At 68.9% G+C, this 21,814-nt stretch carries 24 protein-coding genes and 2 pseudogenes; 19 read left to right on the top strand and 7 right to left on the bottom strand.

What is annotated here, in order from left to right; translation table 11 throughout:
* The first annotated feature begins 85 nt into the window (after positions 1-85).
* The 10 genes and pseudogenes from ACIHAD_RS44955 to ACIHAD_RS44910 form a co-directional block, all read left to right on the top strand.
* Positions 86-247 carry a hypothetical protein gene (locus ACIHAD_RS44955; protein WP_397360980.1) on the top strand — a complete coding sequence of 54 codons (162 nt, stop codon included), beginning with the start codon at positions 86-88 and terminating at the stop codon, positions 245-247.
* A gap of 252 nt (positions 248-499) precedes the next feature.
* Positions 500-1,435: a GNAT family N-acetyltransferase gene (locus ACIHAD_RS44950; RefSeq protein WP_397360979.1), complete on the top strand. Its 936-nt coding sequence runs from the start codon at positions 500-502 to the stop codon at positions 1,433-1,435.
* The gene (locus ACIHAD_RS44945; protein WP_397360978.1) at positions 1,432-2,142 is read left to right on the top strand and encodes a PIG-L deacetylase family protein; all 711 of its coding nucleotides are present in this window, start codon (positions 1,432-1,434) and stop codon (positions 2,140-2,142) included. Before ACIHAD_RS44950 ends, ACIHAD_RS44945 begins: the two co-directional genes overlap by 4 nt.
* 8 nt (positions 2,143-2,150) lie before the next feature.
* Positions 2,151-3,770: an ABC transporter substrate-binding protein gene (locus ACIHAD_RS44940; RefSeq protein ID WP_397360977.1), complete on the top strand. Its 1,620-nt coding sequence runs from the start codon at positions 2,151-2,153 to the stop codon at positions 3,768-3,770.
* Entirely contained in the window at positions 3,767-4,747 is a 981-nt protein-coding gene (locus ACIHAD_RS44935) for an ABC transporter permease (RefSeq protein WP_397360976.1), read from the top strand. Before ACIHAD_RS44940 ends, ACIHAD_RS44935 begins: the two co-directional genes overlap by 4 nt.
* Positions 4,744-5,574 carry an ABC transporter permease gene (locus ACIHAD_RS44930; RefSeq protein WP_397360975.1) on the top strand — a complete coding sequence of 277 codons (831 nt, stop codon included), beginning with the start codon at positions 4,744-4,746 and terminating at the stop codon, positions 5,572-5,574. Before ACIHAD_RS44935 ends, ACIHAD_RS44930 begins: the two co-directional genes overlap by 4 nt.
* A complete protein-coding gene (locus ACIHAD_RS44925) occupies positions 5,571-6,569 on the top strand; it encodes an ABC transporter ATP-binding protein (protein WP_397360974.1) in 999 nt (332 codons plus the stop codon). The genes ACIHAD_RS44930 and ACIHAD_RS44925 overlap by 4 nt, the downstream gene beginning before the upstream one ends.
* Entirely contained in the window at positions 6,566-7,555 is a 990-nt protein-coding gene (locus ACIHAD_RS44920) for an ABC transporter ATP-binding protein (RefSeq protein ID WP_397360973.1), read from the top strand. Before ACIHAD_RS44925 ends, ACIHAD_RS44920 begins: the two co-directional genes overlap by 4 nt.
* A gap of 85 nt (positions 7,556-7,640) precedes the next feature.
* On the top strand, positions 7,641-7,931 hold the full coding sequence (locus ACIHAD_RS44915; protein ID WP_397360972.1) for a transposase: 291 nt from the start codon (positions 7,641-7,643) through the stop codon (positions 7,929-7,931).
* Between the two features lie 21 nt (positions 7,932-7,952).
* Positions 7,953-8,252 (top strand): annotated as a pseudogene (locus tag ACIHAD_RS44910) (transposase); the annotation flags it as partial.
* A 490-nt stretch (positions 8,253-8,742) separates the two neighbouring features.
* On the opposite strand, the gene ACIHAD_RS44905 reads toward ACIHAD_RS44910, so the two are convergent.
* Positions 8,743-9,180, bottom strand: a complete 438-nt coding sequence (locus ACIHAD_RS44905; protein WP_397360971.1) for a PPOX class F420-dependent oxidoreductase — start codon at positions 9,178-9,180, stop codon at positions 8,743-8,745.
* A gap of 646 nt (positions 9,181-9,826) precedes the next feature.
* Between ACIHAD_RS44905 and ACIHAD_RS44900 the strand changes: the two are divergent.
* Positions 9,827-9,940, top strand: a pseudogene (locus ACIHAD_RS44900) (GNAT family N-acetyltransferase); the annotation flags it as partial.
* Positions 9,941-10,571: 631 nt separating this feature from the next.
* On the opposite strand, the gene ACIHAD_RS44895 reads toward ACIHAD_RS44900, so the two are convergent.
* The 4 genes from ACIHAD_RS44895 to ACIHAD_RS44880 form a co-directional block, all read right to left on the bottom strand.
* Positions 10,572-11,390, bottom strand: a complete 819-nt coding sequence (locus ACIHAD_RS44895) for a hypothetical protein (RefSeq protein WP_397360970.1) — start codon at positions 11,388-11,390, stop codon at positions 10,572-10,574.
* 81 nt (positions 11,391-11,471) lie between these two features.
* A complete protein-coding gene (locus ACIHAD_RS44890; RefSeq protein WP_397360969.1) occupies positions 11,472-12,218 on the bottom strand; it encodes a hypothetical protein in 747 nt (248 codons plus the stop codon).
* 111 nt (positions 12,219-12,329) lie between these two features.
* The gene (locus ACIHAD_RS44885) at positions 12,330-12,521 is read right to left on the bottom strand and encodes a hypothetical protein (protein WP_397360968.1); all 192 of its coding nucleotides are present in this window, start codon (positions 12,519-12,521) and stop codon (positions 12,330-12,332) included.
* Positions 12,518-13,171 carry a recombinase family protein gene (locus tag ACIHAD_RS44880; RefSeq protein WP_397361030.1) on the bottom strand — a complete coding sequence of 218 codons (654 nt, stop codon included), beginning with the start codon at positions 13,169-13,171 and terminating at the stop codon, positions 12,518-12,520. Before ACIHAD_RS44880 ends, ACIHAD_RS44885 begins: the two co-directional genes overlap by 4 nt.
* Positions 13,172-13,428: 257 nt before the next feature.
* Between ACIHAD_RS44880 and ACIHAD_RS44875 the strand changes: the two genes are divergently transcribed.
* From ACIHAD_RS44875 to ACIHAD_RS44845, 7 genes are all read left to right on the top strand, one after another.
* A complete protein-coding gene (locus ACIHAD_RS44875; protein ID WP_397360967.1) occupies positions 13,429-15,105 on the top strand; it encodes a Mu transposase C-terminal domain-containing protein in 1,677 nt (558 codons plus the stop codon).
* Positions 15,106-15,125: 20 nt separating this feature from the next.
* The gene (locus ACIHAD_RS44870) at positions 15,126-16,034 is read left to right on the top strand and encodes a TniB family NTP-binding protein (protein ID WP_397361029.1); all 909 of its coding nucleotides are present in this window, start codon (positions 15,126-15,128) and stop codon (positions 16,032-16,034) included.
* A complete protein-coding gene (locus ACIHAD_RS44865; RefSeq protein WP_397360966.1) occupies positions 16,031-16,288 on the top strand; it encodes a TniQ family protein in 258 nt (85 codons plus the stop codon). Before ACIHAD_RS44870 ends, ACIHAD_RS44865 begins: the two co-directional genes overlap by 4 nt.
* The gene (locus ACIHAD_RS44860) at positions 16,225-17,289 is read left to right on the top strand and encodes a TniQ family protein (RefSeq protein WP_397360965.1); all 1,065 of its coding nucleotides are present in this window, start codon (positions 16,225-16,227) and stop codon (positions 17,287-17,289) included. The genes ACIHAD_RS44865 and ACIHAD_RS44860 overlap by 64 nt, the downstream gene beginning before the upstream one ends.
* Positions 17,290-17,424: 135 nt before the next feature.
* The gene (locus ACIHAD_RS44855; protein ID WP_397360964.1) at positions 17,425-17,931 is read left to right on the top strand and encodes a recombinase family protein; all 507 of its coding nucleotides are present in this window, start codon (positions 17,425-17,427) and stop codon (positions 17,929-17,931) included.
* Positions 17,900-18,004 carry a helix-turn-helix domain-containing protein gene (locus ACIHAD_RS44850; RefSeq protein ID WP_397360963.1) on the top strand — a complete coding sequence of 35 codons (105 nt, stop codon included), beginning with the start codon at positions 17,900-17,902 and terminating at the stop codon, positions 18,002-18,004. Before ACIHAD_RS44855 ends, ACIHAD_RS44850 begins: the two co-directional genes overlap by 32 nt.
* A gap of 163 nt (positions 18,005-18,167) precedes the next feature.
* Positions 18,168-18,701 carry a hypothetical protein gene (locus tag ACIHAD_RS44845; protein WP_397360962.1) on the top strand — a complete coding sequence of 178 codons (534 nt, stop codon included), beginning with the start codon at positions 18,168-18,170 and terminating at the stop codon, positions 18,699-18,701.
* 547 nt (positions 18,702-19,248) lie between these two features.
* Here the strand turns inward: ACIHAD_RS44845 and ACIHAD_RS44840 are convergent.
* Positions 19,249-20,631 carry an MDR family MFS transporter gene (locus ACIHAD_RS44840; RefSeq protein WP_397360961.1) on the bottom strand — a complete coding sequence of 461 codons (1,383 nt, stop codon included), beginning with the start codon at positions 20,629-20,631 and terminating at the stop codon, positions 19,249-19,251.
* Between the two features lie 75 nt (positions 20,632-20,706).
* Between ACIHAD_RS44840 and ACIHAD_RS44835 the strand changes: the two genes are divergently transcribed.
* Complete coding sequence (locus tag ACIHAD_RS44835) at positions 20,707-21,363, top strand: TetR/AcrR family transcriptional regulator (RefSeq protein WP_397360960.1); 657 nt, start codon at positions 20,707-20,709, stop codon at positions 21,361-21,363.
* A 157-nt stretch (positions 21,364-21,520) separates the two neighbouring features.
* Here the strand turns inward: ACIHAD_RS44835 and ACIHAD_RS44830 are convergent, their stop codons facing one another.
* On the bottom strand, positions 21,521-21,715 hold the full coding sequence (locus ACIHAD_RS44830) for a hypothetical protein (protein WP_397360959.1): 195 nt from the start codon (positions 21,713-21,715) through the stop codon (positions 21,521-21,523).
* Positions 21,716-21,814 lie beyond the last annotated feature (99 nt).

The raw sequence follows: 21,814 nt of genomic DNA, 5'->3' as shown, positions 1-21,814 counted from the left end.
TCGGATTCGACAAGGGGGGTGCGTCGGCAGCGCGGCCAGGTCGGCCACGTAGCCGGCACGGGAGTAGTCGCCGGCCCGGTCCGAGGTGCCGTGCGCGCGCTGGTCGGGGGCGATCACCCGCCACGCGGGGGTGAGCCCGGCCCGCGCCACCCCAGCGCTCGTCAACGGCGCCCACGCATTCCCGCTCCTGGCCCAGATCCCACCGGGCTCCCTCGACCTCGACGGCATCGCCTCCTTCACGACGTGACGACAGCGCCCGAAAATGGTGGGCCCAGGTGGGGGTTCACCGTCCTGGGACGGAAGCACCTGAACAACTCAAGAAAAGACCAGGCGAACTGGCACGCGTCGGCAGGGCCAACCATCCATAGATACCGCAGGCGAAAACAATTTTCTAGATATCCGACTTGTTGAAAAATTTCTTCCGAATCTTCTTGACCTGACCGGTTGACGGTAGGAAAGCTGTGGCGGGAGTGCCGAAAGGTGAAAGGACCGCTCCTGCATGGTCACTGTCCGCCCTTTCCAGTCCGGCGATGAGACCTCGCTGGTCGACGCCTGGAACCGCAGCATGCCCGCCGACCCGACGACGTCCGGCTGGTTCCGGGACTGCGTGCTGCTCGACCCCAACTTCGATGCCGAGGGCCTGCGCGTGGCCGTGGACGGGGACGCCGTGGTGGGCTGCGCGTACGCCGTTCGCCGCCTGATCCCCTTGGCCCCCGGCACCGGCCTGGAGCCGGACCTCGGCTGGATCCCGTTCTTCTTCGTCGTCCCCGAGCACCGCGGCGGCGGCCTGGGCCGGCGGCTGGTGGGCGAGGCGGTGGCGTTCCTGGAGGGCCTCGGCCGCACGAAGGTGGACTTCTCGTCGTACACCCCCAACTACGTTCTGCCGGGCGCGGACGCCGAGCTCTATCCCGGCGGGTACCGGCTGCTGGGCGAGCTCGGCTTCCGGACGCTCTACTCGCCGGTCGCCATGGACCGCGCTCTCGTCGGCTACCAGACCCCGCCCGAGGTCCACGCGTTACTTAGCGAGCGCCGGCGCGAGGGGTATGCCTTCCGCAGCCCCGCCGTCGGTGAGCTGCCCGAACTGATCCGTTTCGCGGCCGACGCCTTCAACCCCGACTGGGGCGAGGCCATCCGGCTCCACCGCGATCCCGAACGCATCGTCATCGCGAAAAAAGACCACATAGTTGGCTTCGCCCTGTACGCGGCCTACCGCGGCGTCCCCGAGCGCTTCGGCCCCTTCGGCGTCGACCCCGGTCAGCGCGGCACCGGACTCGGCAAGATCCTCCTCCACCTCACCATGACCAGGATGCGCGCCGAAGGGCTGCACTCGTCCTGGTTCTTGTGGACCGGCGAGACCAGCCCGGCCGGCCACCTCTACACCAAGGCGGGCTACGAGATCACCAGAAGGTTCCACGTGATGAGGCGGTCCGCATGACCCACGTTCTCGCCATCGGGGCCCACGCGGGCGACCTGGACCTGACCGCGGGCGCCGTGCTCGCCCAGCACGTGCTGCGCGGCGACCGGGCGACGCTCCTGCACCTGACCCTCGGCGAACGCGGCCATCCGCGCATGACCGTCGCCGACTACGCCGAGCAGAAGCGCGAGGAGGCCGAGATGTTCGCGGGCCGGATCGGCGCCGGCGTCAGGTTCCTCGACCACGAGGACGGCCTGCTGCCCGAGGACGACGAGACCAAGCTACGCGTCGGCGACGTCATCAGGGAACTGCGGCCGGACGTGATCCTGACGCACTGGAGCGCCTCCATCCACAAGGACCACGCCCGCACCCACCGGATCGTCGAGGACGCCCGCTTCTACGGCGGCCTGAAGACCCTGGAGCGCGAGCATCCGGCCCACTGGGCCGGCGAGCTCTACTACGCCGACAACTGGGAGGACGCCGAGGGCTACGCGCCTGACGTGTTCGTCGAGCTGAGCGAGGAGGCGTACGAGCTGTGGTCGCAGGCGATCACCGGCTACGCCTACGCCAGGGGCGAGACCTACGGCTTCCCGTACGTCGACTACTACCGCGCGCTGACGATCGTGCGCGGCGCACCGGCCGGGTTCGGCCGCGCCCAGGCCTTCGCCGCCCCGAAGGGCTCGCGGCAGTTACGCACGAAGTACTTCGGAAAGGGGGCCTCCGCATGAGGCGGCCCATGAGCCGGCCCATGAGCCGGGTCGCGGCGGCGCTGGCCGCGCTGGCACTGGCGGGATGTTCCGGCGGCGGCGGTGGTGGCCCCGCCAAGAGCGGGGACGCGCCGCCGCTGGTGATCCACGCCGTGGACGCGGGCACGTTCCAGCAGGACTTCAACCCCTACCACCTCGAAGGCGTGAACTTCGGCACCAGCGGGATGATCCACGAGACCCTCATGTACTTCAACAAGCTCAAGCCGGGGGAGATCACGCCCTGGCTGGCGCTTGACCACAAGTGGTCGAACGAGGGCAGGTCGGTGACGTTCACGCTGCGGCAGGGCGTGAAGTGGTCCGACGGGCAGCCGTTCACCGCCGACGACGTGGCCTTCACCTTCCAGATGCTGAAGAAGCATCCGCAGCTCAACAAGAACGCGCTGGGGATCGAGGGGGCCGAGGTGCTCGCGCCCGACAAGGTGCGCCTCGACTTCGGCAAGACCTCCTACGCCAAGCTCTTCGACATCGCCGGCAGCTCGCCCATCGTGCCCAAGCACGTGTGGGAGAAGGAGGCGGACCCGTCCACCTTCGCCAACCCCAAGCCGGTCGGGACCGGGCCGTACACGCTGTCGAAGTTCTCGGCGCAGCTGTACGAGCTGGTCAAGAACCCGTCCTACTGGCAGCCGGGCAAGCCGGAGGTGCCGGTGCTGCGGTTCCCGGCGTACACGGCCAACGCCCTGCAGACGGCGCTGCAGCAGGGTGAGGTGGACTGGGCGGGCGCGTTCGTGCCGGACATCCAGAAGATCTACGTGCGGGACAAGCCGGAGCAGAACAAGTTCTACTTCCCGCCGGAGGGCGTGGTGGCCCTGCTGCCGAACCTGACCAACCCCGTGCTGGCCAGGCCCGAGGTGCGCGCGGCCATGAGCCTCGCCATCGACCGGGACAAGATCGTCCGGGTGGCGGAGCGGGGTTACACCAAGGTCGCGCACCCGACCGGCGTGCCGATGCCGGGCGGGCAGGCCTACGTGCCGCCCGAGTACCGCGAGGCCGCCTACAAGGTCGACGTCGAGAAGGCCAGGGACCTGCTCAAGGACGTCGATCCGGCGCGGCTGAAGTTCACCCTGCTGGTGCCGTCGCCGTTCACCGACTGGGTCAATGCCGCCCAGCTCATCCGCGAGGACCTGGCCAAGATCGGGATCACGGTCGAGACCAGGGGCGTGGCGTTCGCGGACTGGGTGTCCAAGGTCGGCAAGGGCGACTACGACCTGTCGATCAGGGCCACCCCGGCCGGGCCGACCCCGTACTCTCAGATGCGCACGATGCTGTCCGGCGCGCTGGCCGAGCCCGTCGGCGAGTCCGCCACCGGCAACTACGAGCGGTGGAAGGACGCCGAGACCGACAAGCTGATCGACGCGTACGCCGCCACCGAGGACCTGGCCGAGCAGCAGCAGGCCGTCCAGGGCCTGGCCAGGATCATGGCCGAGAAGATGCCCACGCTGCCGCTGTTCTACAGCCCGGCCTGGGCGCAGTACCGGACCGACAAGTACGTGGGCTGGCCCTCCGAGCAGGACCCGTACGCGATGCCGTCGCCCTACACCTCGCCCGACGCGGCCGTGGTGCTGCTGCACCTGAAGCCGGCCGGTACGTGAGGTTCCTGGCCCGGCGGCTCGGCTTCTACCTCCTGACGGCCTGGGCCGCCATCACGCTGAACTTCCTGATCCCCCGGCTCATGCCGGGGGATCCGGTGGATCTGCTGGTGGCCCGGATGAAGGGGAACATCGACCCGGCCGCCATCGACGCGATGCGCAGGGCGTTCGGCATCAGCGACGCGAGCCTGTGGCAGCAGTATCTGGACTATCTGGGCAACCTCGCCCATGGCGAGCTGGGCCGTTCGATCACGTTCTTCCCCACCGAGGTCTCCACGGTGATCGCGGACAGCCTGCCGTGGACGGTCGGGCTCGTCGGCGTCGCCACGCTGATCAGCTACCTGATCGGCACCTCCCTGGGCGTGATCCTGGCCTGGAAGCGCGGCACCTGGCTGGACGGGGTGCTGCCGGCGGCCACGTTCATGCACGCGGTGCCGTACTTCTGGGTCGCGCTGGCGCTGGTGTTCGTCTTCGGGGTGACATTGCAGTGGTTCCCGGTCAGCCGGGCGTACGGGCTGGACGTGATGCCGGGGCTGACCGGCGAGTTCGCGGGGAGCGTGCTCTACCACGCGGCGCTGCCGGCGATCACGATCGTGCTGGCCTCCATGGCCGACCGGATCCTCGGCATGCGCAACGTCATGGTGACCACGCTCGGCGAGGACTACGTGGTGATGGCCGAGGCCAAGGGGCTGACCTCGCGCCGGGTCATGTGGGCCTACGCCGCCCGCAACGCGATCCTGCCGAACATCACCAGCTTCGCGCTCTCGCTCGGCTTCGTGGTGGGCGGCTCCGTGCTGACGGAGATCGTCTTCTCCTATCCCGGCATCGGGTCGATGCTGCTCAAGGGCGTGGAGAACGAGGACTTCCCGCTCATGCAGGGCATCTTCCTCGTCATCTCGCTGGCCGTGCTCGTCGCCAACTTCCTGGCCGACCTGGCGTACGTGGTGCTCGACCCCCGGACCAGACAGGAGTCGGAATGAAGATCAAGCTCGGGGCCGGGATCCTCGTCCTCTTCGCGCTGGTGGCCGTCTTCGGGCCGCTGCTCATCGACGCCGATCCCGCCGCCACCAGCGAGGCCGGGCTGCAGGGTCCGTCGGCGGAGCACTGGCTCGGCACCACGCAGACCGGGCAGGACATCCTCGTCCAGATCGTGTACGGCGCCCGTGTCTCGCTCGGCGTCGGCGTGCTGTCGGCGCTCATCGCCACGGTGCTGGCGGTCGCGGTCGGCCTGGTCGGCGGCTACGTCGGCGGCGCCGTGGACGAGGCGCTGTCGGTGCTGACCAACATCTTCCTTGTGCTGCCCGCCCTCCCGCTGATCATCGTGCTGGCCGGCTATCTCCCCCAGCGCGGTGTGGCCTCGGTCGCCGTGGTGATCGCGGTGACCGGCTGGGCCTGGGGCGCGCGGGTGCTGCGCGCCCAGACCCTGTCGGTACGCCGGCGCGACTTCGTCCAGGCCGCCAGGGCGAGCGGCGAAGGGCCGCTGCGGATCGTCTTCTACGAGATCCTGCCGGTCCTGCTGCCCGTCATCGCCACCAGTTTCCTGGCCACCGTGGTCGCGGCGATCCTGGCCGAGGCCGGGCTGTCGTTCCTGGGCCTGGCCGACCTGTCCACGGTGAGCTGGGGCAGCATGCTGTACTTCGCGCAGAACGGGCAGGCGCTGCTCATCGGCGCCTGGTGGTGGTTCATCCCGCCCGGCCTGTGCATCGCGCTCATCGGCACCGGCCTGGCCCTGGTGAACTTCGGCATCGACGAGATCGCCAACCCGCGGCTGCGGACGATCAAGGCCCCCCGGAAGGCGCGCGCATGAACGTCCTGGAGATCCGCGACCTCGGCGTGGACTACCTGTCCGGCTCCGGAGCCGTGCACGCGGTCTCCGGCGTCTCGCTCGACCTGCGCCGCGGCGAGATCCTGGGCCTGGCGGGCGAGAGCGGGAGCGGCAAGTCCACGCTGGCGGGCGCGGTGGCCCGGCTGCTGCGCCCACCCGCCTCGATCACGTCGGGCTCGGTCGTCTACCGCCGCCAGGACGGCTCGGCCGTGGACGTGCTCGCCCTGGGCGGGAACGAGCTGCGCGCCTTCCGATGGAAGGAGCTGGCGGTCGTCTTCCAGAGCGCCATGAACTCCCTCAACCCGGTCCTCACCGTGGGCGCCCAGATCGACGACGTGCTGCGCATCCACGCGCCCCGCATGTCCCGCAACGAGCGCACCGAGCGGTCGGTGGAGCTCCTGCAGCGCGTCGGCATCAGCGCCGACCGCCGCCGCTCCTACCCGCACGAGCTGTCGGGGGGCATGCGCCAGCGTGCCGCCATCGCCATCGCGCTCGCCCTCAACCCCGAGATCATCATCATGGACGAGCCGACGACCGCGCTCGACGTGGTGGTGCAGCGCGACATCCTCGCGGAGATCAGGGCGCTGCGGGAGGAGTACGGCTTCGCGGTCGTCTTCATCACCCACGACCTGTCGCTGCTCATGGAGATCTCCGACCGGATCGCCATCATGTACGCGGGCCGCGTCGTGGAGACCGGTACGGCCAAGGCGCTGCACCGGGCGCCGCGGCATCCGTACACGCTGGGGCTGCTGCGTTCGTTCCCCCGCCTGCGCGGGCCGCGCGAGGAGCTGCTCGGCATCCCTGGGACCCCGCCCGACCTGCGCTCGCCGCCACCGGGCTGCGCCTTCCACCCCAGGTGCCCGATGGCGGTGGGGGAGTGCTCCGAGACCCTGCCCGTGCTGCGGGCCGAGGCAGACGGCGAGGTCGCGTGCCTGCTCCACGACGGCAGCCTCGGCGACGAGAGGGGAGTGTCATGAACACCCTGGAGGGGCGCGGCCTCACCAAGCACTTCACCGCCGCCCGCGGCCCCCGGGGCCGCTTCGGCAGGAGGCCGCCGGTGCGGGCGGTGGAGGACGTCTCGATCGCGCTGCGGGCCGGCTCGGTGACGGCGCTGGTCGGGGAGAGCGGCTGCGGCAAGAGCACGGTCGCCCGGCTGCTGGCCCAGGTCTATCCGGCCACGTCCGGCGAGGTGCTGCTGCGCGGCGAGCCGGTACGCGCCCACCGCGGCGCCGCCTTCAAGGAGTACCGGCGCCAGGTCCAGCTCATCTTCCAGGACCCGTTCGCCTCCCTGAACCCCTTCCACCGGGTCCGCTACCACCTGGCCAGGCCCCTGCGCCTGCACGGGCACGCACGCTCCGACGCCGAGGAGCGCGAGCAGGTCGCCGAGCTGCTCGAACGCGTCAGCCTCACCCCGGTCGAGCAGTTCATGGACAAGATGCCGCACGAGCTGTCCGGCGGCCAGCGGCAGCGGGTGGCGATCGCGCGGGCGCTGGCGGTGCGGCCCGTCGCGCTGATCGCCGACGAGCCCGTGTCGATGCTGGACGTCTCCATCAGGCTCGGCGTGCTGCGGCTGCTGGAAGGGCTGACGCGGGAGAACGGGCTGGCGCTGCTCTACATCACGCACGACATCGCCGGCGCCCGCTACTTCGCCGAGGACATCACGGTCATGTATGCGGGGCGGCTGATCGAGAGCGGGCCGAGCGAGGAGCTCACGCGGTCGCCGCGGCACCCGTACACGCGGCTGCTGCTGGAGTCGGCGCCGGATCCCGACCGGGTGGCGCCCCCCGTGCGGGAACGGCACGGCGAGCCGCCCAGCCTGATCACCCCACCGGGCGGCTGCCGATTCCATCCGCGCTGCCCGGTGGCGTTGCCGGTGTGCTCGACCGAGGTGCCAGGACGTACGGAGCTGGGCGAGGGACACTGGACGCACTGCTGGCAGGCCGACGCGGCGCTCACCCGGTAGCCGGTGGAGCGAGGCCCCTCTGACGTCGCCGCGGTCTCCGGTAAAGGGTTCAACGACCAAGAAGAACCAGCACCCCGGAGACCTCGTGGCCACCTCAGCGGTGACGCGGCGGTTCGACCTCACCGATGCGCAGTGGACGCGGCTGGAACCACTGCTGCCGGTTCCCAAAAGGCCAGGTCGGCCGTCGCAATGGAGCAAACGTCAGCTGATTGACGGGATCCGCTGGCGGGTACGGGTGGGCGCGCCGTGGCGGGACGTACCAGAGTGTTACGGCTCCTGGCAGGCGGTCTACAGCCTGTTCCGCCGCTGGCGGCGTGCCGGCCTGTGGCAGCAGATCCTCACTCACCTGCAGGCCCCGGGTTCGGTGGAGACTTGATCTCTTGAGAGGATCGAGTCCATGCCAGGTAAGTCCCCCTATCCCGCCGAGCTGCGCCGCCGAGCGGTGCGGATCGTCACCGAGGTGCGGCCGGATTACCCGACCGAGTGGGCCACGATCAACGCGGTGGCGACCAAGCTCGGCATCGGCACCGCGGAGACACTGCGCACCTGGGTCCGCCAGGCCCAGATCGACGAGGGCAGCCGGCCCGGCCGCACCACGGACGAGTCGGCCGAGCTGAAGCGGCTGCGCCGGGAGAACGCCGAACTCCGGCGGGCGAACGAGATCCTGAAGGCCGCCACAAGTCTTCTTTCATCGCGTCCGACATTCCCGGCCGACCCATCCGAGCCACGATCCACCCATCCACTAGCAGTGTTGCGTTGATCGTTTGAATCTAAGCTCCCCTGCCTTCCAGGTCAGCGCGCCGGGGACGGCTGGAGCGATCTGCCAGGCCGGCCGAGCCGTATCCGCGATAGCGGCTGGCCCCAGCGAGCCGCGGTGGTGCCAAGGCTGCGGAGCTGACCGCTGCGGGAATGCCCGCCAGCGCGATCACCGTGCGGATGCGCGCCCGCGCCCGCTGTCGCGACCGCCGAGTCCGAGGCCTGGTCGATCGGAGGCTCCTCAGGCCCATGCAGCTCTGTTCGTGGTGGCCCCTGCCATGACGGCTACCTTCTCCACACCACGGCTCACCGCCCCGGACGGAGCGCGGCGGTGGCGGCGCAGGTTCTGCTCGGCGCCCACGACCGTAGTCTCACCACCCAGACCAACCAAGCGCAGATCGCCGCGCTTGCCGTCGTCTCGTCGATCGTGGTCAGACGTCGCGGGAGTTGTAACCCTGGAGGTGGGAGCCGCTCCCGAAAGACGGATTGGTGATCGGCTCGAGATTCCAGGCGACGATGCGGTGTGGTCGGATGCGCAGGGTCTCGTGGTCGAAGGCCGGGTGGAGCGGTGGGTCCAGGAAGACGATCTCGGCGTGACCACGCAGTTCGATGCCGCGGCCGGTCTGGCCGAGGGCATTGGGCGTCGGTGACTGGTCGTCAATGACGAGGGAGACCCGGGGGTCGGCTAGGACGTTCTTATATTTGCGGCTCTTGCTCAGCTCCGGGCCGCCGATCTGGATGGTCTCGGTTGAGGGGTCGAACCAGATCACGACCGGCTGAGAGTGGGGAGACCCGTCGGGGCCGAGGGTGGCCAGGCGGCCGAGTTCCTGCTCCGACAGGTATGCGTGCTCTGAGTCAGTGAAAATCATGGCAGCAGTCTGCGACCTCAACCGTGCTTAAGGTCAAGCGATCCGACCGAGCACACACGCGGGTTCGACCGCATTGCGGAACTCAGGGTTCAGGTTGCCTTCCAGACCCGCGGGGCATAGAGCCCGCGAGCCGGCGGAGCGGTTCGGCCAGGTGCTGGGCCAACCGCCGTAGCTCGTCCGCGTGCCGGGAGCGAGCCAGCAGAGTGGGGTGTTGCTGCCGTCCTCGGGCTCGTGGGGCAGCGCGGAGCGCCGTAGCTGGTGCGGTGTCCAGCCGCCCCGCTGCAGGAGTCCGGCGGCGCCGGTGATGCTGGGGTGGGCCAGCGGCCGGGTGAGGGTCTCGAACAGTTCCGCGGCGCGTCGGTAGGACAGCCGCGCCCGGCCTCTTCCTGATCGGTGTCGAAGGCCCCGTGCAACCGCTTGTCATCACTCTGATCGTTCAGTGTGCGTCGTCGTTGACGCTGTGTCTGGTGCTGACCATTGCGGGTCTGCGTGTCCTGCCCCGTCCGGCTGTTCCACTTCGAGATGGCAGCCAGCCTCCCCGAAGCCGTGTTGCTGGGAAACGATCACACCGATCCTGGGAGGTGATCTCCTCACCCCCTCTTGCACCCCAGGCCGGCCCTATTCGTGAACACCCCATCCTGACCATCAACGTCGAGGCACCGGCAGCGCTCTCCTCGACCAGGCCCGTGCCCGGGCCCGCACGCTCGGCGCACGCACGCTCGACGCCTGGACGAGGGATGATTCGGGAACATTGCGCTGATATCGAGCCAACGGCTTCACCGAGGGGAGCACTACCTCCACGTCTACGCGAACTACTACACCGATCCCGGTGAGCCGGACCGGGCTATTGGTGCGCGCCGGCCAGGGCTACGGCCCATGGCGATCTTCCTGCATGCCAGCTTGGAGGACGAGCATGCGATACGCGCGCAGTTCGCCCGAGTTCACGTCTGTCGGCGCTTCGTCTCAATGCTCTGAAGCACACCCCGACGTCGTCGGCGTCATGGACTGGACGACCTGCCGGCCGAGTACTCACATACGGCTTGAACCGCACGGATGGAGCTTTCGGCAGACGCAGGCTGAGCACAGCCAGCTGATGCCGCAACACAAGAATCTCCGCGTCCTTGCACGGCCGCGATCGGCAAGCAGCGCGATCCAGCCGAAGACCCGTACGACGATCAAGTACAGCAGCCATAGAGCCCTCCTACGGTCCTGGCGGAACTGAGCCGCTGAGCGCGGCAAATCCCCGATCAAACCCTGTGACCCAGTTCTCGGCACCCACGCCCTTCTGGATTTACACCGGCCAAGTCAAGGAACGACCAGCCGCTCAGCCACGGCTGCTCCATCGGTCAGGTGCAGAACCTCACCGACGTGCTCGGCGTGAGGAGCGGCGGCTACGTCTGCTCCTGACCGCGCCCCGGACCTGTCACGGCGGAGCCGCTTCCCGCGGTAAGCCGATCGCGCACTGTGGCCGCCCGGCTCGCCGCGGCCCGGAACACCTCCTCGCGTCCTAGGAGTTCGAGGACCGCGGCGAGGATGTCCAGCACGGTCGCGAGGGCCTCGTCGGGCGTGGCGGGTTCGCCGTGGGCCAGCCGTTGCAGGATCTCGGCGGCCCATCGCGCCGGTGCCAGCGCCTGGGCCGGGCTGAACCACCGCAGGTTGGTCGCCAGGCGGTGCAGGGTCGCGGCGAGCGTGCGGTCGTTCGCGTGGTGGCCGTCCCGTACGAGGTGGTGGTAGATGCGGGCGGCCTCGTCGGCCGCGGCGGCGGCCTCCGGCCTTGTGCGCCTGGCGTTGCAGCGCATACGCGAGGTAGGCGAGATGCTCGGGCGAGCCGCCGCGCGCCAGCCGACGACGAACCTCGATGGCCTCCTCGCCGGCGGCCAGGGACTGCCACGGCCGGCCCATGATCCACAGCGCTTCGCGATCGTCTTCAGCGTGACGGCCAGGCCGTGGTCACGCTCGTGCGCGTCACCGCGGGAGCGCCGGCGGTAGGCCGCCGCGATCTGCTCCAGCAGGGCGACGTTCTCCTCCCGCGCCTGGTTTTCGTAGGCGCCCACGGGGTGCTCATCCGAGGTCTGGCCCAGCACGTTGAAGGATATCGTGGTCAGCGCGCCATAAAGGCAGTACTCCAGCTGGTCGCTGCTGTCCCGCCGGTGGAATTCGGCGGCGAACTCGCCCATCATGTCGAGGGCTTCGTCCCACCTGCCCAGCATCCCCAAGATGCTGCCGCTAGCCATCAACTGGTCGATCCAGTCGTCGTTCTCGATGCGTCTGAGGAGGTCGGCGTGAACGCGCTACCCGGCCAGGACGAGATCCCATCGTTCCAGCCGACGCAGAAAGAGATCGAGCATGTAGAGGGTTTGGGACACCGCGGTCGCGTGGGTGACGGGGGCGTCCCGCGCCTCCTGGTGCAACACCGCCAAGGCTGTCTCCAAGCCGGTCTCCAGGTCCTTCCCGGTGCCTTGGAGCCAGATCAGGCCGAGAACCATCACGGCAGTGCCCTGTAAGGCGGCGCAGCCGTCGGGGTCCTTGAGCCGGTCCAGCCGGTGACGGATCCGTACGGCCTCCTGGAACGCGGCGCGCGCCGGTTCGGCGCGGCCCAGCCGCATCAGCACCCCGGACTGAATGGTCAGCGTGCTGTGCAGGTTCTCCTCATGGACGGACTTGGCCGGTTGCTCCCGGACGAGCCTGCGCAGCATCTCCACGGACTCGCGGGCCAGGGTTTCGGCCTGCTCCGGTTCCGAGGTCACCAGGTTCCCCGCCGCCCCCCCCAAGGCGATCGCGACGTGGTCGAGCGACTCCTCGTCGAGGCCGTCCCTCTCGCGCGCCAGCCGGCCCATGATCTCGACGCCCTCGCGTGCGAGGGCCAGTGACTCCTGCCCCGCTCCGAGGTGCGGCCCACACAGAGCGGCCACGAAGATCGCGACGGCTAGATGCCACTGGTGTTGCGCGGGATCGTCGTCGGCGAGGCGGCGGTAGATCTCGATCGCCTCCCGGAACATCGCCAGCACCTCGTCCGGCTGGGCCAGGTCGGGTCGCAACGCGTCGCCGCCGACTATCAGCGTCTCCGTCGCCGGCCAGCCGTCCGCGTGGACAATGCTCCCGAAGGTGGGGGTCAGACCAAGTAAGCCGGAAAGGGCTAATAGGGCTGCTCAGAGTCCGCGCTGGAGCCTGATACGTGATCGGTTGTGCTGCTCGACCGGCGGCAGGGGCTCCTGGGCGGTGTCCTGTGAGGTGGGCTCCGGCGTCGGTTCCGGGCGGATGCCGAACGGGCCTGGCTGTCCCGGCAGCGCGGCGCCGAGTTGGGCGGCGCCGCTTTTGGCCCGGTAGGGGGTGCGGATCACCGGGTGCCTGCTTGCAGTTCGGCCGGGCGGCGGGCGGCGCGCAGCTCGCGCAGGTTGGGGATGTGGTTGTAGAGGGTTCCCGGGCTCACGCCGAGGAGTTTGGCGATCGAGGTCACCGAGTGTTCGGGGTTGGGCAGCATGTCGCGGGCGGCGCGCAGCAGGTCGGGGGTGACCACGGTGGGGCGGCCGCCGACCCGGCCGCGTGCCTTGGCCGCGGCCAGGCCCTCGCGGGTGCCGGCGACGATGAGTTCGCGGATGAATTCGGCCAGGGCGGCGAAGACGTGGAAGACCAGTCGCCCGCCCGGGGTGGTGGTGTCGAGGCTCTCGTGCAGCGAGGTGAAGTCGATCTCGCGGCGGCGTAGTTCGCCGACCATGGCGATCAGGTCGGCCAGGGAGCGGCCGTAGCGGTCCAAGGAGGGCACCACCAGGGTGTCGCCGGCGGCCAGGAAGGCATGGCAGGCATCCAGCTCGGGCCGCTCAGCACTCTTGCCGGACTTTTTGTCGGCGAAGACGCGGCGGCATCCGGCGGCGGCCAGGGCATCCAGCTGGCGTTCGAGCTTCTGCCCTTCGGTGGAGACGCGGGCGTAACCGATGCGGATCTCGCTGGGCCGGGCGGGGAAGGCGGCGAGCGGATCATCGGGGAGCCCCAAGACGGTGGTCACGCCGTGGATTCTCTCAATAAACGGTGTTGTGGGGTTGTTGAACCACCGGGGTTTTTGAAGGGGTTTTTGAAGGGCTGACGGGCCGTTCGGCTACCCCATCCGCTGTCGATTCTCGTAGTCGTGTTCACTGACGTCCTGGGGTTATAGGGCTGATTGCAGAGGACTTCGGAAACTCCTGATTTCTGTACTCCTCTTCACTACTGTCGGTTCTTGCCTGTACTCGTGTTCACTACGGTGAAGTCGGCATGGTCGACGACGTGGCGGATGTGGCGGAGCTGGGTGTGCTGACGGCTTCGGCGGCGGAATGGTCGGTGGCTGTCCGCCGGGCGGAGGTGATCGGCCGGCTGGCGCAGGAGCCGCGCGTTCGCATCGCGGAAGCGGATGAGGCGGCGACACAGCTGGGCATCTCTCGCCGCCAGGTCTATGAATTGCTGAAGCGGTGGCGGGCGGGTTCGCAGGTTGCGTCTGATCTGCTTCCGCGCCGCTCGACTGGTGGCCGGGGGCGTGGTCGGCTGCCGGAGGAGGTCGAGGCGCTGCTGCTGGAGGTGATCCGGTCGCGGTATCTGACCAGACAGCGTCGGACGGTGAGCGCGGTCTACGAGGAGGTCGTCCGGCAGTGCCGGACCCGGGGGTTGGCGGTGCCGTCGCGGGGGACGTTGGAGCGGCGGATCGGCCGGCTGGATCCGGTGGCCTCGGTCACGGCCCGGCAGGGCGCGGACGCCGCTCGGGCGTTGCGGTCGGCAGGTGGAGAGCCGCCGGTGGTCGAGGGGCTGCTGGAGCAGGTGCAGATTGACCACACGGTGGTGGATCTGGAGATCGTGGATGAGCGGTATCGGCGGCCGATCGGCCGGCCGTACGTGACGGTGGCGATCGATGTGGCCAGCCACTGCGTGGTAGGTCTGGTGGTCATCCTGGAGCCGCCGTCGGCGTTGTCGGTGGGATTGTGCCTGGCGCATATGGCGACCGACAAGCGGCCGTGGCTGGAGCGGCTCGGGGTCGAGGCGGCCTGGCCGATGAGCGGCAAGCCGCGCGAGATCTTCACCGACAACGCCCCGGAGTTCACGAGCGAGGCGTTACAGCGGGGCTGTGACCAGGACGGCATCAAGCAGAGCTACCGGCCGCCGGGGCAGCCGCACTTCGGCGGGATCATCGAGCGGCTCATCGGCACGATGATGGAGATGGTGCACGAGCTGCCGGGCACCACGTTCTCCAACCCCGCCGAGCGCGGCGGGTATGACAGCCAGGCCAGCGCGGTGCTGACGCTGGCGGAGCTGAACAAGTGGCTGGCGCTGGCGGTCGCGGTCTACCACGGCCAGGTGCACGGCACGCTGAAGCAGACGCCGGCCGGGCGGTGGGAGCAGGGCGTCGCCGAGGGCGGCCGTCCCGCGACGGTGTCGAGCGAGACGGCGTTCCTGGTCGACTTCTTGCCGGCGGAGCGGCGGACGCTGACCCGCACGGGTTTCACGCTCGATCACGTTCAGTACTACTGCGACGCCCTCAAGCCGTGGATCGCCCGGCGCAGGCAGTTGGAGAAGATCGTGCTGCGGCGCGACCCGCGCGACATCTCCCGCGTCTGGGCGCTCGATCCGGACGGGGACTCCTATCTGCCGGTGCCGTATCGGACGATGTCCCGGCCGCCGATCAGTCTGTGGGAACAGCGCGCGGCAGTCGCTCGGCTTCGGGAACTGGGTCGCGATCAGGTGAATGAGACGGCGCTGTTCGCGATGGTTGAGCAGATGCGGCAGATCACCGAGGACGCGGCGGCCAGGACCCGCCGGGCCCGCCGGGAGGTTGAGCGCCGCTCTGCCACTCCCGTCACGCGACGGACTCCACAGGATCCTGCGCCATTACCGCCGGCCGCGGCGCAGGATCCTGCGGAGGGGGAGCCGGTGCGCCCGTTCGAGGTGATCGAGCAGTGGTGAGCAGCACGCCGGATGTCGAACTGGAGATAGGGCCGGCAGAGGAGCTGTCTCATCTGCATGAGACTGCCCGGCCGGTGGCACGGCTGCCCGCCGCCGAGCGGCTGGCCCGGGTACGGGCGGATCGGTGGATCGGCTACACCCGCGCCACGCAGGCGCTGAACCGGCTGCAGAAGCTGCTGACCTGGCCGGCGAAGCAGCGGATGCCGAACCTGCTGGTGATCGGGCCGACCAACAACGGCAAGTCGAAGATCGTGGAGAAGTTCCGGCGCTCTCACCCGCCGATCTTCCATCCGGACCGGGAGGAGTTCCCGGTGCTGACGGTGCAAATGCCGTCCGACCCGCAGGTGGCCCGCTTCTACACCGCGCTGCTGAGCGCGCTCGGCGCGCCGCTACGGCCCCGCCAGCGGCTGGCCGAGCTGGAGCAACTCGCCCTGCGACTGCTGCGGCAGGCCGCCGTACGGATGCTGGTGATCGACGAACTCCACAACGTCCTGGCCGGGCGCGGCGATGCCCGCCGCGAGTTCCTCAACCTGCTGCGCTTCCTCGGCAACGAGCTGAAGATCCCACTGGTCGGCGTCGGCACCCGGGACGCCTACCTGGCGATCCGCTCCGACGACCAACTGGAGAACCGCTTCGCCCCGTTCACGTTGCCGCGCTGGCAGCCCGACCGGGAGGCGAGCACCCTGCTGGCCAGCTTCGCCGCAGCCTTCCCGCTGCGCCGCCCCTCCCACCTGGCCACCCCGGAGATGACCGAATACCTGCTGACCCGCAGCGAAGGCACCATCGGGGAACTGGCCGCGCTGCTCACCGACGCCGCCATCGCGGCGATCGAGTCCGGCGAGGAAGCCATCAACCAGCGCACCCTGCTCATGGCGACCTACGAGGGGCCGACCGAGCGGCGCCGCCTGTTCGAACGCGAACTCACATGAGACCAGGCGAGCGCGTCCGCCGCTGGCCGGTGCACCCGCCACCCCATCCGGGCGAGGCACTGACCTCATGGCTCGGCCGCCTGGCGAGCATCTACCACCTATCGCCACGCCAACTGCTGCAGCACAACCTCGGCCCGGCCTCCACCCTGCTGGATGACCCGCCGCCGATGATCTGGACTGGGATCCTCCGGTGGCGATCCTGCACGCGCTCGCCGAGCGGACCGGCACGCCGGTCAGCCGACTACGCCGGATGACGATCGGCGGGTGGGTGCCCTGGCTGGCCGACACCCTCGACCCGGACCACGGCGAGGAAACCTTCCATACTTACGTCCGACAGGACTCCGTCCTGCTGTGGCCGGGCGAGGCCGGCAGCAACGTCGTTCAGCGATGGCGCCCCTGGTTCCCCCTGCCCCCTCACACCCCTCGGGCCGTACGACGAGTCTGCCCTGTCTGCGCCGCCGAGCCCGGCCGCGGGATTCCGTTGACCGCCAGGATCCCGCTCATGCTCAGCTGTCCCACGCACGGGCGCCGCCTCGAAACCGAGCAGGCGTTCTGGCTCGCCGAGGCGCTGGGCGAGCCTGCGCCGGACCGTGCGGCGCCCGAGCACATCTTGGTCATGGACCGGCTCACCTTCCAGGGTCTGACTTCCGGCACGGTCAGCCTGCCCCGCCGATCCGTGCACGTCGGCGTCTGGCTCCGGTTGCTGCGTACTCTGCTGGACGAGGTCAGCCTGTCCACCTCACAAGTCCGCCAACACTCGGCCGCCGCCCTTGAACAGATCTGGGTCACCGCCGGCTGGCCGCCTCGGGCCGGAATCACGGTATGGCGCCCGTACGAGACCTTCGACACCATGCGTCAGGAAGCGCTGCTGGAAGCCGCCGCGACCGCGCTGGACCTCATCCGGACCGGGAAGATCGCCGCGCGCGGCAGCCTCGGGCCGCTGCTGACCGTCCAGCCGCACCAGCCCGTCTACGAGGGCGACCGGCCCGGCACGGCGGAGCAGGTGCGCACGGCAGGGCGAGAGGCCATGCATCAGTCGTGGGCCGAAGCCCAGCAGGAGGTGGAGGAATGGTTCGACACCGCGCGCAGCGACGCGGCCGCCGCGCGCCAGATCTTCGGCATCCTCACCTGTTTCTCCCGGACGCGGGAGGCCTACGACCGGAAAGGCGACTTCATGATCGGCCAGGGCATCCCCGCCTCGTTCCTTCCCGATCCCGAGCCGGGCCGTTTCGCCTCCCCCGGAGGTGTCCGTTAGAGGATCCTCAACCGGACACCCCGCCCCGCGGCCGTGGAGATCACGCAAGCGCAGCTCGGCAAGCCGCTCCCGCGTCTCATATAGGTAGTCCGCGAAGCTGTCCGGTGAAGGGGGACTAAACGGTACGGTTGGTGGGTGGGAGAACGCATCGGCTACGCCAGATGCTCGACCGCCCTGCAAGACCTCACCGCCCAGCGCGAAATCCTCGCTTCTCTCGGCGTCGCCGACGACCGCATCTATCTCGACAAGGGACTGACCGGCACCAACCGGGAACGGCCCGGCCTCGACCAGGCCCTCGCGGCCGTCCACTCCGGCGACACCCTCGTCGTCCCCAAGCTCGACCGGCTCGCCCGCTCCGCCCCCGACGCCCGCGACATCGGAGACTCCCTGGTCGCCCGCGGCGTGAAACTGTCCATCGGCGGGACGCTGTACGACCCGGCCGACCCGATGGGAAAGATGTTCTTCAACATCCTGGCCACCTTCGCCGAGTTCGAAGTCGACCTGCTGCGCATACGCACACGCGAAGGCATGGCCATCGCCCGCGCCAAGGGCAGGCTTCCGCGGGAAGCAGCCCAAGTTGTCCCCTCGCCAGCAAGCCGAGCTCGTGCGCATGCACGGCACTGGCGAGTACACCATCGCTGAGCTGATGGAGGTCTTCTCCGTCGGCCGCGCCACGGTCTACCGCGTCCTCGAACGCGCGGCCAAGAGTCCCTGAAGATCCTCGGCTTCCGCTGACCCGGTCCACCCACATCCCCCATCCTGGATGAGTGTCTCCGTCTCGAGCTCTCACCTGCCTTGCCCTGCCTCTGTTAGTGCTGATCTCGTCGTGCACCCAAGAGGTGAACCGAGCCCGGCCCACACCCACACCAACCCCTCAGGTGCCAACGCACGAGGTAGAGGCCGAGCACGAAGAGACAGATCCGCCGTCTTATGTGGAGGTCTGTGTCGACCGGAGGACCACGGTCCGGGTGTCGTACCGCTCCTGTGACGACGCTCTCCCCGGGTTCGCGCTGCGCTACTTCCCCATGGGCGCCCTGAGCGTCCACATCCCCGCGGCGGGTGAGAAGACCGAGGACGCCTTGACGAAGATGCCTGACGACTACTACTACCGCTATCGAGCACCCGAGAAGGGCGGCCAGGGCCGCTATGAGATGACCGAGGTCGACTACGACCCCCGGGTCGAGATCTGTGTCCGCAAGGCGACCCGGATCCGCGTCCCGGACTCCCGGTGCACCGATAAGGATCCTGGTCACGCTTGGTATTACCTCCGACTCAGCAGCCACGTCCCCGCGGTCGGCAGGCGCGCCGCGGGCGGCTCCTTCATGGTCCCGAACGGCGACTCCTATCGGGCTCGGCGGAACGGCGGTGACGGCGTGGACGCCGCCATCAGCTACAAGGGCCCCCGAGGATAACCCCCACGCACCCGGCACTGTAAGCGGTCCGCCAAGCCGTACTCCGCGGCGAAGGCCACCAGCCGCGCACCTTCTCGATGTGGATGGCCACCACAAGCTCGCCCGCGACCAGCGCCAGGCGGCAAGGTTTCGATGTTGCCGGCCGCGTATCGGGAGCTGCTGGCCGATGCCGATGGCGCGATGCGGGCGGGCAAGATCTCGGCGGCGTTGGGGCCCGATGACCGTCCACCGTCACCCCGGCGGAAGGATCGACCACCAGAAACGTGACTGTTCCACCAGCATCAGATAGCGGTCAGGCACTTTGTGCAGGCGAGTGCGGACATCCGTGCAGCCGACTTCGGAAATCGACATCCGCTAATCGTCAATAAACGATGGTTTTTTGACGATTGTGATGGCCTGTAGACCCCCACGGAGATCCGATTTGAGTTACTTGCGGGTTGCTTTGCCTCTCGCTACAGCTCCGGGAATACAGGCCGTTATCGGACGCTTACCACCCGACCAGTACTCCCGAGCCCGGCCCGTTCGCAGTACCGGGGCTTCACTGGCCTCAGTCCTTGGCCCGCCGCATGGGGAGAAGAAGGGCGGGGATCAGCGCGAGGGCGGTGGCGCCGAGGACCCACCAGAAGGTGTCCGCGAAGGCGGCACCCAGCGCGCCGGGGTGATGGGCTGTGCGGTTTTGCAGGATCGCTGCCAGCACGGTTGCGCCGACTGAGGCGCCGATCGTCTGGATCGTGGTGATGGCGCTGGTCGCGCCCGGAATTGCGGTGGGTGGCAGACCTTGGTAGGCGGCGGCCGAGACCGGGACGGCGACGGCGGCGATCCCGATGCCCCAGACCAGCAGCGAGGCGGCCAGGACCAGGTCGGGGGTGTGCGCCGTGACCTGCGTGTAGGCGAGGGCGCCGAGCGTGGTTACGGCGATCCCGGTCAGCACGACGGGACGGGCGCCGATGCGGTCGGTCAACTTGCCGACGTAGGGCAGGGCGAGCATCGTGCCCAGACTCTGGGGGACCAGGAGCATGCCGGCGGTGAGCGCGTTGTGGCCGCGGACCTGCTGGTAGTACAGGGGTATCAGGATCAGCGCTCCGAAGATCGACAGCCGGGACATGAAGTTGAGCACCGAGGCGGCGGCCAACGCCCGGTGGGTGAACAGGCGCAGGTCGATCAGCGGGGCGTCGGAGGCGCGCAGCGCGTAACAGACGAACGCGACCAGCAGGGCCGTGCCGATGGCCAGCGGGGGCAGCCCGCCACCGGGGGTGCCGGTCCGAGACAGGCCGTAGACGATCAGTGCGAGGGCAGGGGACAACAGTGCTAGGCCGGGCAGGTCCAGATGCTGGGCTTCTCGCCGGCCGTCGTCGGAGAGGCCGCGGTAGGACAGCAGCAGCGCGAGAAGACAGATGGGAACGTTGATGTAGAAGATCCAGCGCCAGTTAACGCTGTCGACGATCAGGCCGCCGAGCAGCGGCCCGACGAGGGGCGCGAACTGCGCGGGCACGGCCGCGATCGCCATCACCCGCCCGCGGCGCTCAGGGCCGGCGGCCTGGATGAGGATCATCATGCTCAGCGGCACGATCATGCCGCCGCCGACGCCTTGCGCGGCCCGGAACGCGATCAGGCTGCCTACCGACCAGGCGGCCCCGCACAGCACCGAACCGGCAAGGAAGACGGTGAGGGCGAACAGCCACATGGTCCGGGTGCCGAACCGCTCGGCCAGCCGGCCGGTCAGGGGGATGACCATCGCGATCGACAGCAGATACGCGGTGTTGACCCACTGAATCGTGGCGATGGGGGCATGGAAGGCGCGGGTCAGGTCGGTCAGCGCGACGGTGACCATTGTCATGTCCAGCATGGCGGTGATGGTGCCGGTGACGACAACGGCACTGAGCTTCAGCACGGCGCTGTCCAGACGCGTGGCAGTTGAGGTGTCGCCCATAGCCACACTATACTGTGCAGTGTAGTTCGCTGGCTACACTGCACGGTATAGTGAATGCTTGTGAAGGAGCCAGCCATGTCAAACAGCCCGCCCCCACTCCGACAAGGGTCACCGGCCAAACGCGCCGCGATCGTGCGCGCGGCACTTGAGGTGTTCGTACGGGAGGGGTACACGCGTGCGAGCGTCGACGCCATCGCCGCCAGTGCGGGCGTCTCCAAGCGCACCATCTACGACTACTACGGCGACAAGGAACAACTGTTCCTGTCAACCTTGGAGGAGACCAAAAGCGCGCAAACGGAGGAGTTCCAGAAGCTGCTGGAACGCACTCTCGGTCAGATCGATGACGTAGAGGCCGCCCTGACCGTCTTTGGCCGTGAGTTCGCCACCGAAATCGCGCGATCGGCGGAACGGGCAGCCGTAATGCGCCTGATGATCGCGGAGGCGACACACTTCCCCGCCCTGCTGGAGCCGACCTCTGCGAACCGTTCCGTCCAGCACGCTCTCGCTGACCGGCTGGCCGAGTTGTCCGAGCAAGGGCTGCTCGACATCCCGGACCCGATGGAAGCCGCCGAGTTCCTCGGGCTGCTGGTCACCGGCCGGGTGAACCACCGCTCCTGGTACGGAGCCGTGCACCTCACCGACGCCGAGATCAGCCACCTGGTCGCGGGCGGCATACGGATCTTTCTGCGCGCGTACCGACCCAACATTCCCGCTCACCAAGCCCAGCCATGACATCCGACGCGGCAAACTATTGGCCAACAGACCATCAGGAAGGTAACAGCACGAAGAAGGTGCTCCGTTACTGAAGGCTTTGCGGCTCGCCATAGCTGACGGAGGCGCAGCACGTGATCAAACCAGGGCTGTGAGCACGACCTGGCCGATCTCGGGTTCAGGCGGCCAGGCCGACCGTGGTGAAGTCGATCTCGGTGAGCTCGGGGTTGAACGCCGCGGGCCGCACACCGATCTCGTCGGTGGCATAGGCGCCGAATCGGCTGATGTGAGCGCGCAGGTAGGGCGACAGCGCGCCGAGCTCTTCGGCGGTGATGGGCCAGCCTTCGGCGATTAGGCCGCGCACCACGTCCATCAGGTCTAAGAGCCTGCTGACAAAGGCTTAAGTGCTGGCGGGCATGGGCCCGTAGAGAGCTGGTCCGATCTTGTTGATGTAGCCCTGGTGGGACCACTG

The sequence above is a fragment of the Nonomuraea sp. NPDC052265 genome (assembly GCF_044547985.1).
Classification (GTDB): domain Bacteria; phylum Actinomycetota; class Actinomycetes; order Streptosporangiales; family Streptosporangiaceae; genus Nonomuraea.
This window is presented reverse-complemented; position numbering and strand designations above follow the sequence as displayed.

Coding starts and splice junctions, on each gene's coding strand:
- ACIHAD_RS44950 (WP_397360979.1), top strand. CDS start 500: ATGGTCACTGTCCGCCCTTTCCAGTCCGGCGATGAGACCTCGCTGGTC.
- ACIHAD_RS44835 (WP_397360960.1), top strand. CDS start 20,707: ATGTCAAACAGCCCGCCCCCACTCCGACAAGGGTCACCGGCCAAACGC.
- ACIHAD_RS44850 (WP_397360963.1), top strand. CDS start 17,900: ATGCACGGCACTGGCGAGTACACCATCGCTGAGCTGATGGAGGTCTTC.
- ACIHAD_RS44920 (WP_397360973.1), top strand. CDS start 6,566: ATGAACACCCTGGAGGGGCGCGGCCTCACCAAGCACTTCACCGCCGCC.
- ACIHAD_RS44905 (WP_397360971.1), bottom strand. CDS start 9,180: ATGATTTTCACTGACTCAGAGCACGCATACCTGTCGGAGCAGGAACTC.
- ACIHAD_RS44875 (WP_397360967.1), top strand. CDS start 13,429: ATGGTCGACGACGTGGCGGATGTGGCGGAGCTGGGTGTGCTGACGGCT.
- ACIHAD_RS44940 (WP_397360977.1), top strand. CDS start 2,151: ATGAGCCGGCCCATGAGCCGGGTCGCGGCGGCGCTGGCCGCGCTGGCA.
- ACIHAD_RS44925 (WP_397360974.1), top strand. CDS start 5,571: ATGAACGTCCTGGAGATCCGCGACCTCGGCGTGGACTACCTGTCCGGC.
- ACIHAD_RS44895 (WP_397360970.1), bottom strand. CDS start 11,390: ATGCTGGGCAGGTGGGACGAAGCCCTCGACATGATGGGCGAGTTCGCC.
- ACIHAD_RS44840 (WP_397360961.1), bottom strand. CDS start 20,631: ATGGGCGACACCTCAACTGCCACGCGTCTGGACAGCGCCGTGCTGAAG.
- ACIHAD_RS44865 (WP_397360966.1), top strand. CDS start 16,031: ATGAGACCAGGCGAGCGCGTCCGCCGCTGGCCGGTGCACCCGCCACCC.
- ACIHAD_RS44930 (WP_397360975.1), top strand. CDS start 4,744: ATGAAGATCAAGCTCGGGGCCGGGATCCTCGTCCTCTTCGCGCTGGTG.
- ACIHAD_RS44945 (WP_397360978.1), top strand. CDS start 1,432: ATGACCCACGTTCTCGCCATCGGGGCCCACGCGGGCGACCTGGACCTG.
- ACIHAD_RS44830 (WP_397360959.1), bottom strand. CDS start 21,715: ATGGACGTGGTGCGCGGCCTAATCGCCGAAGGCTGGCCCATCACCGCC.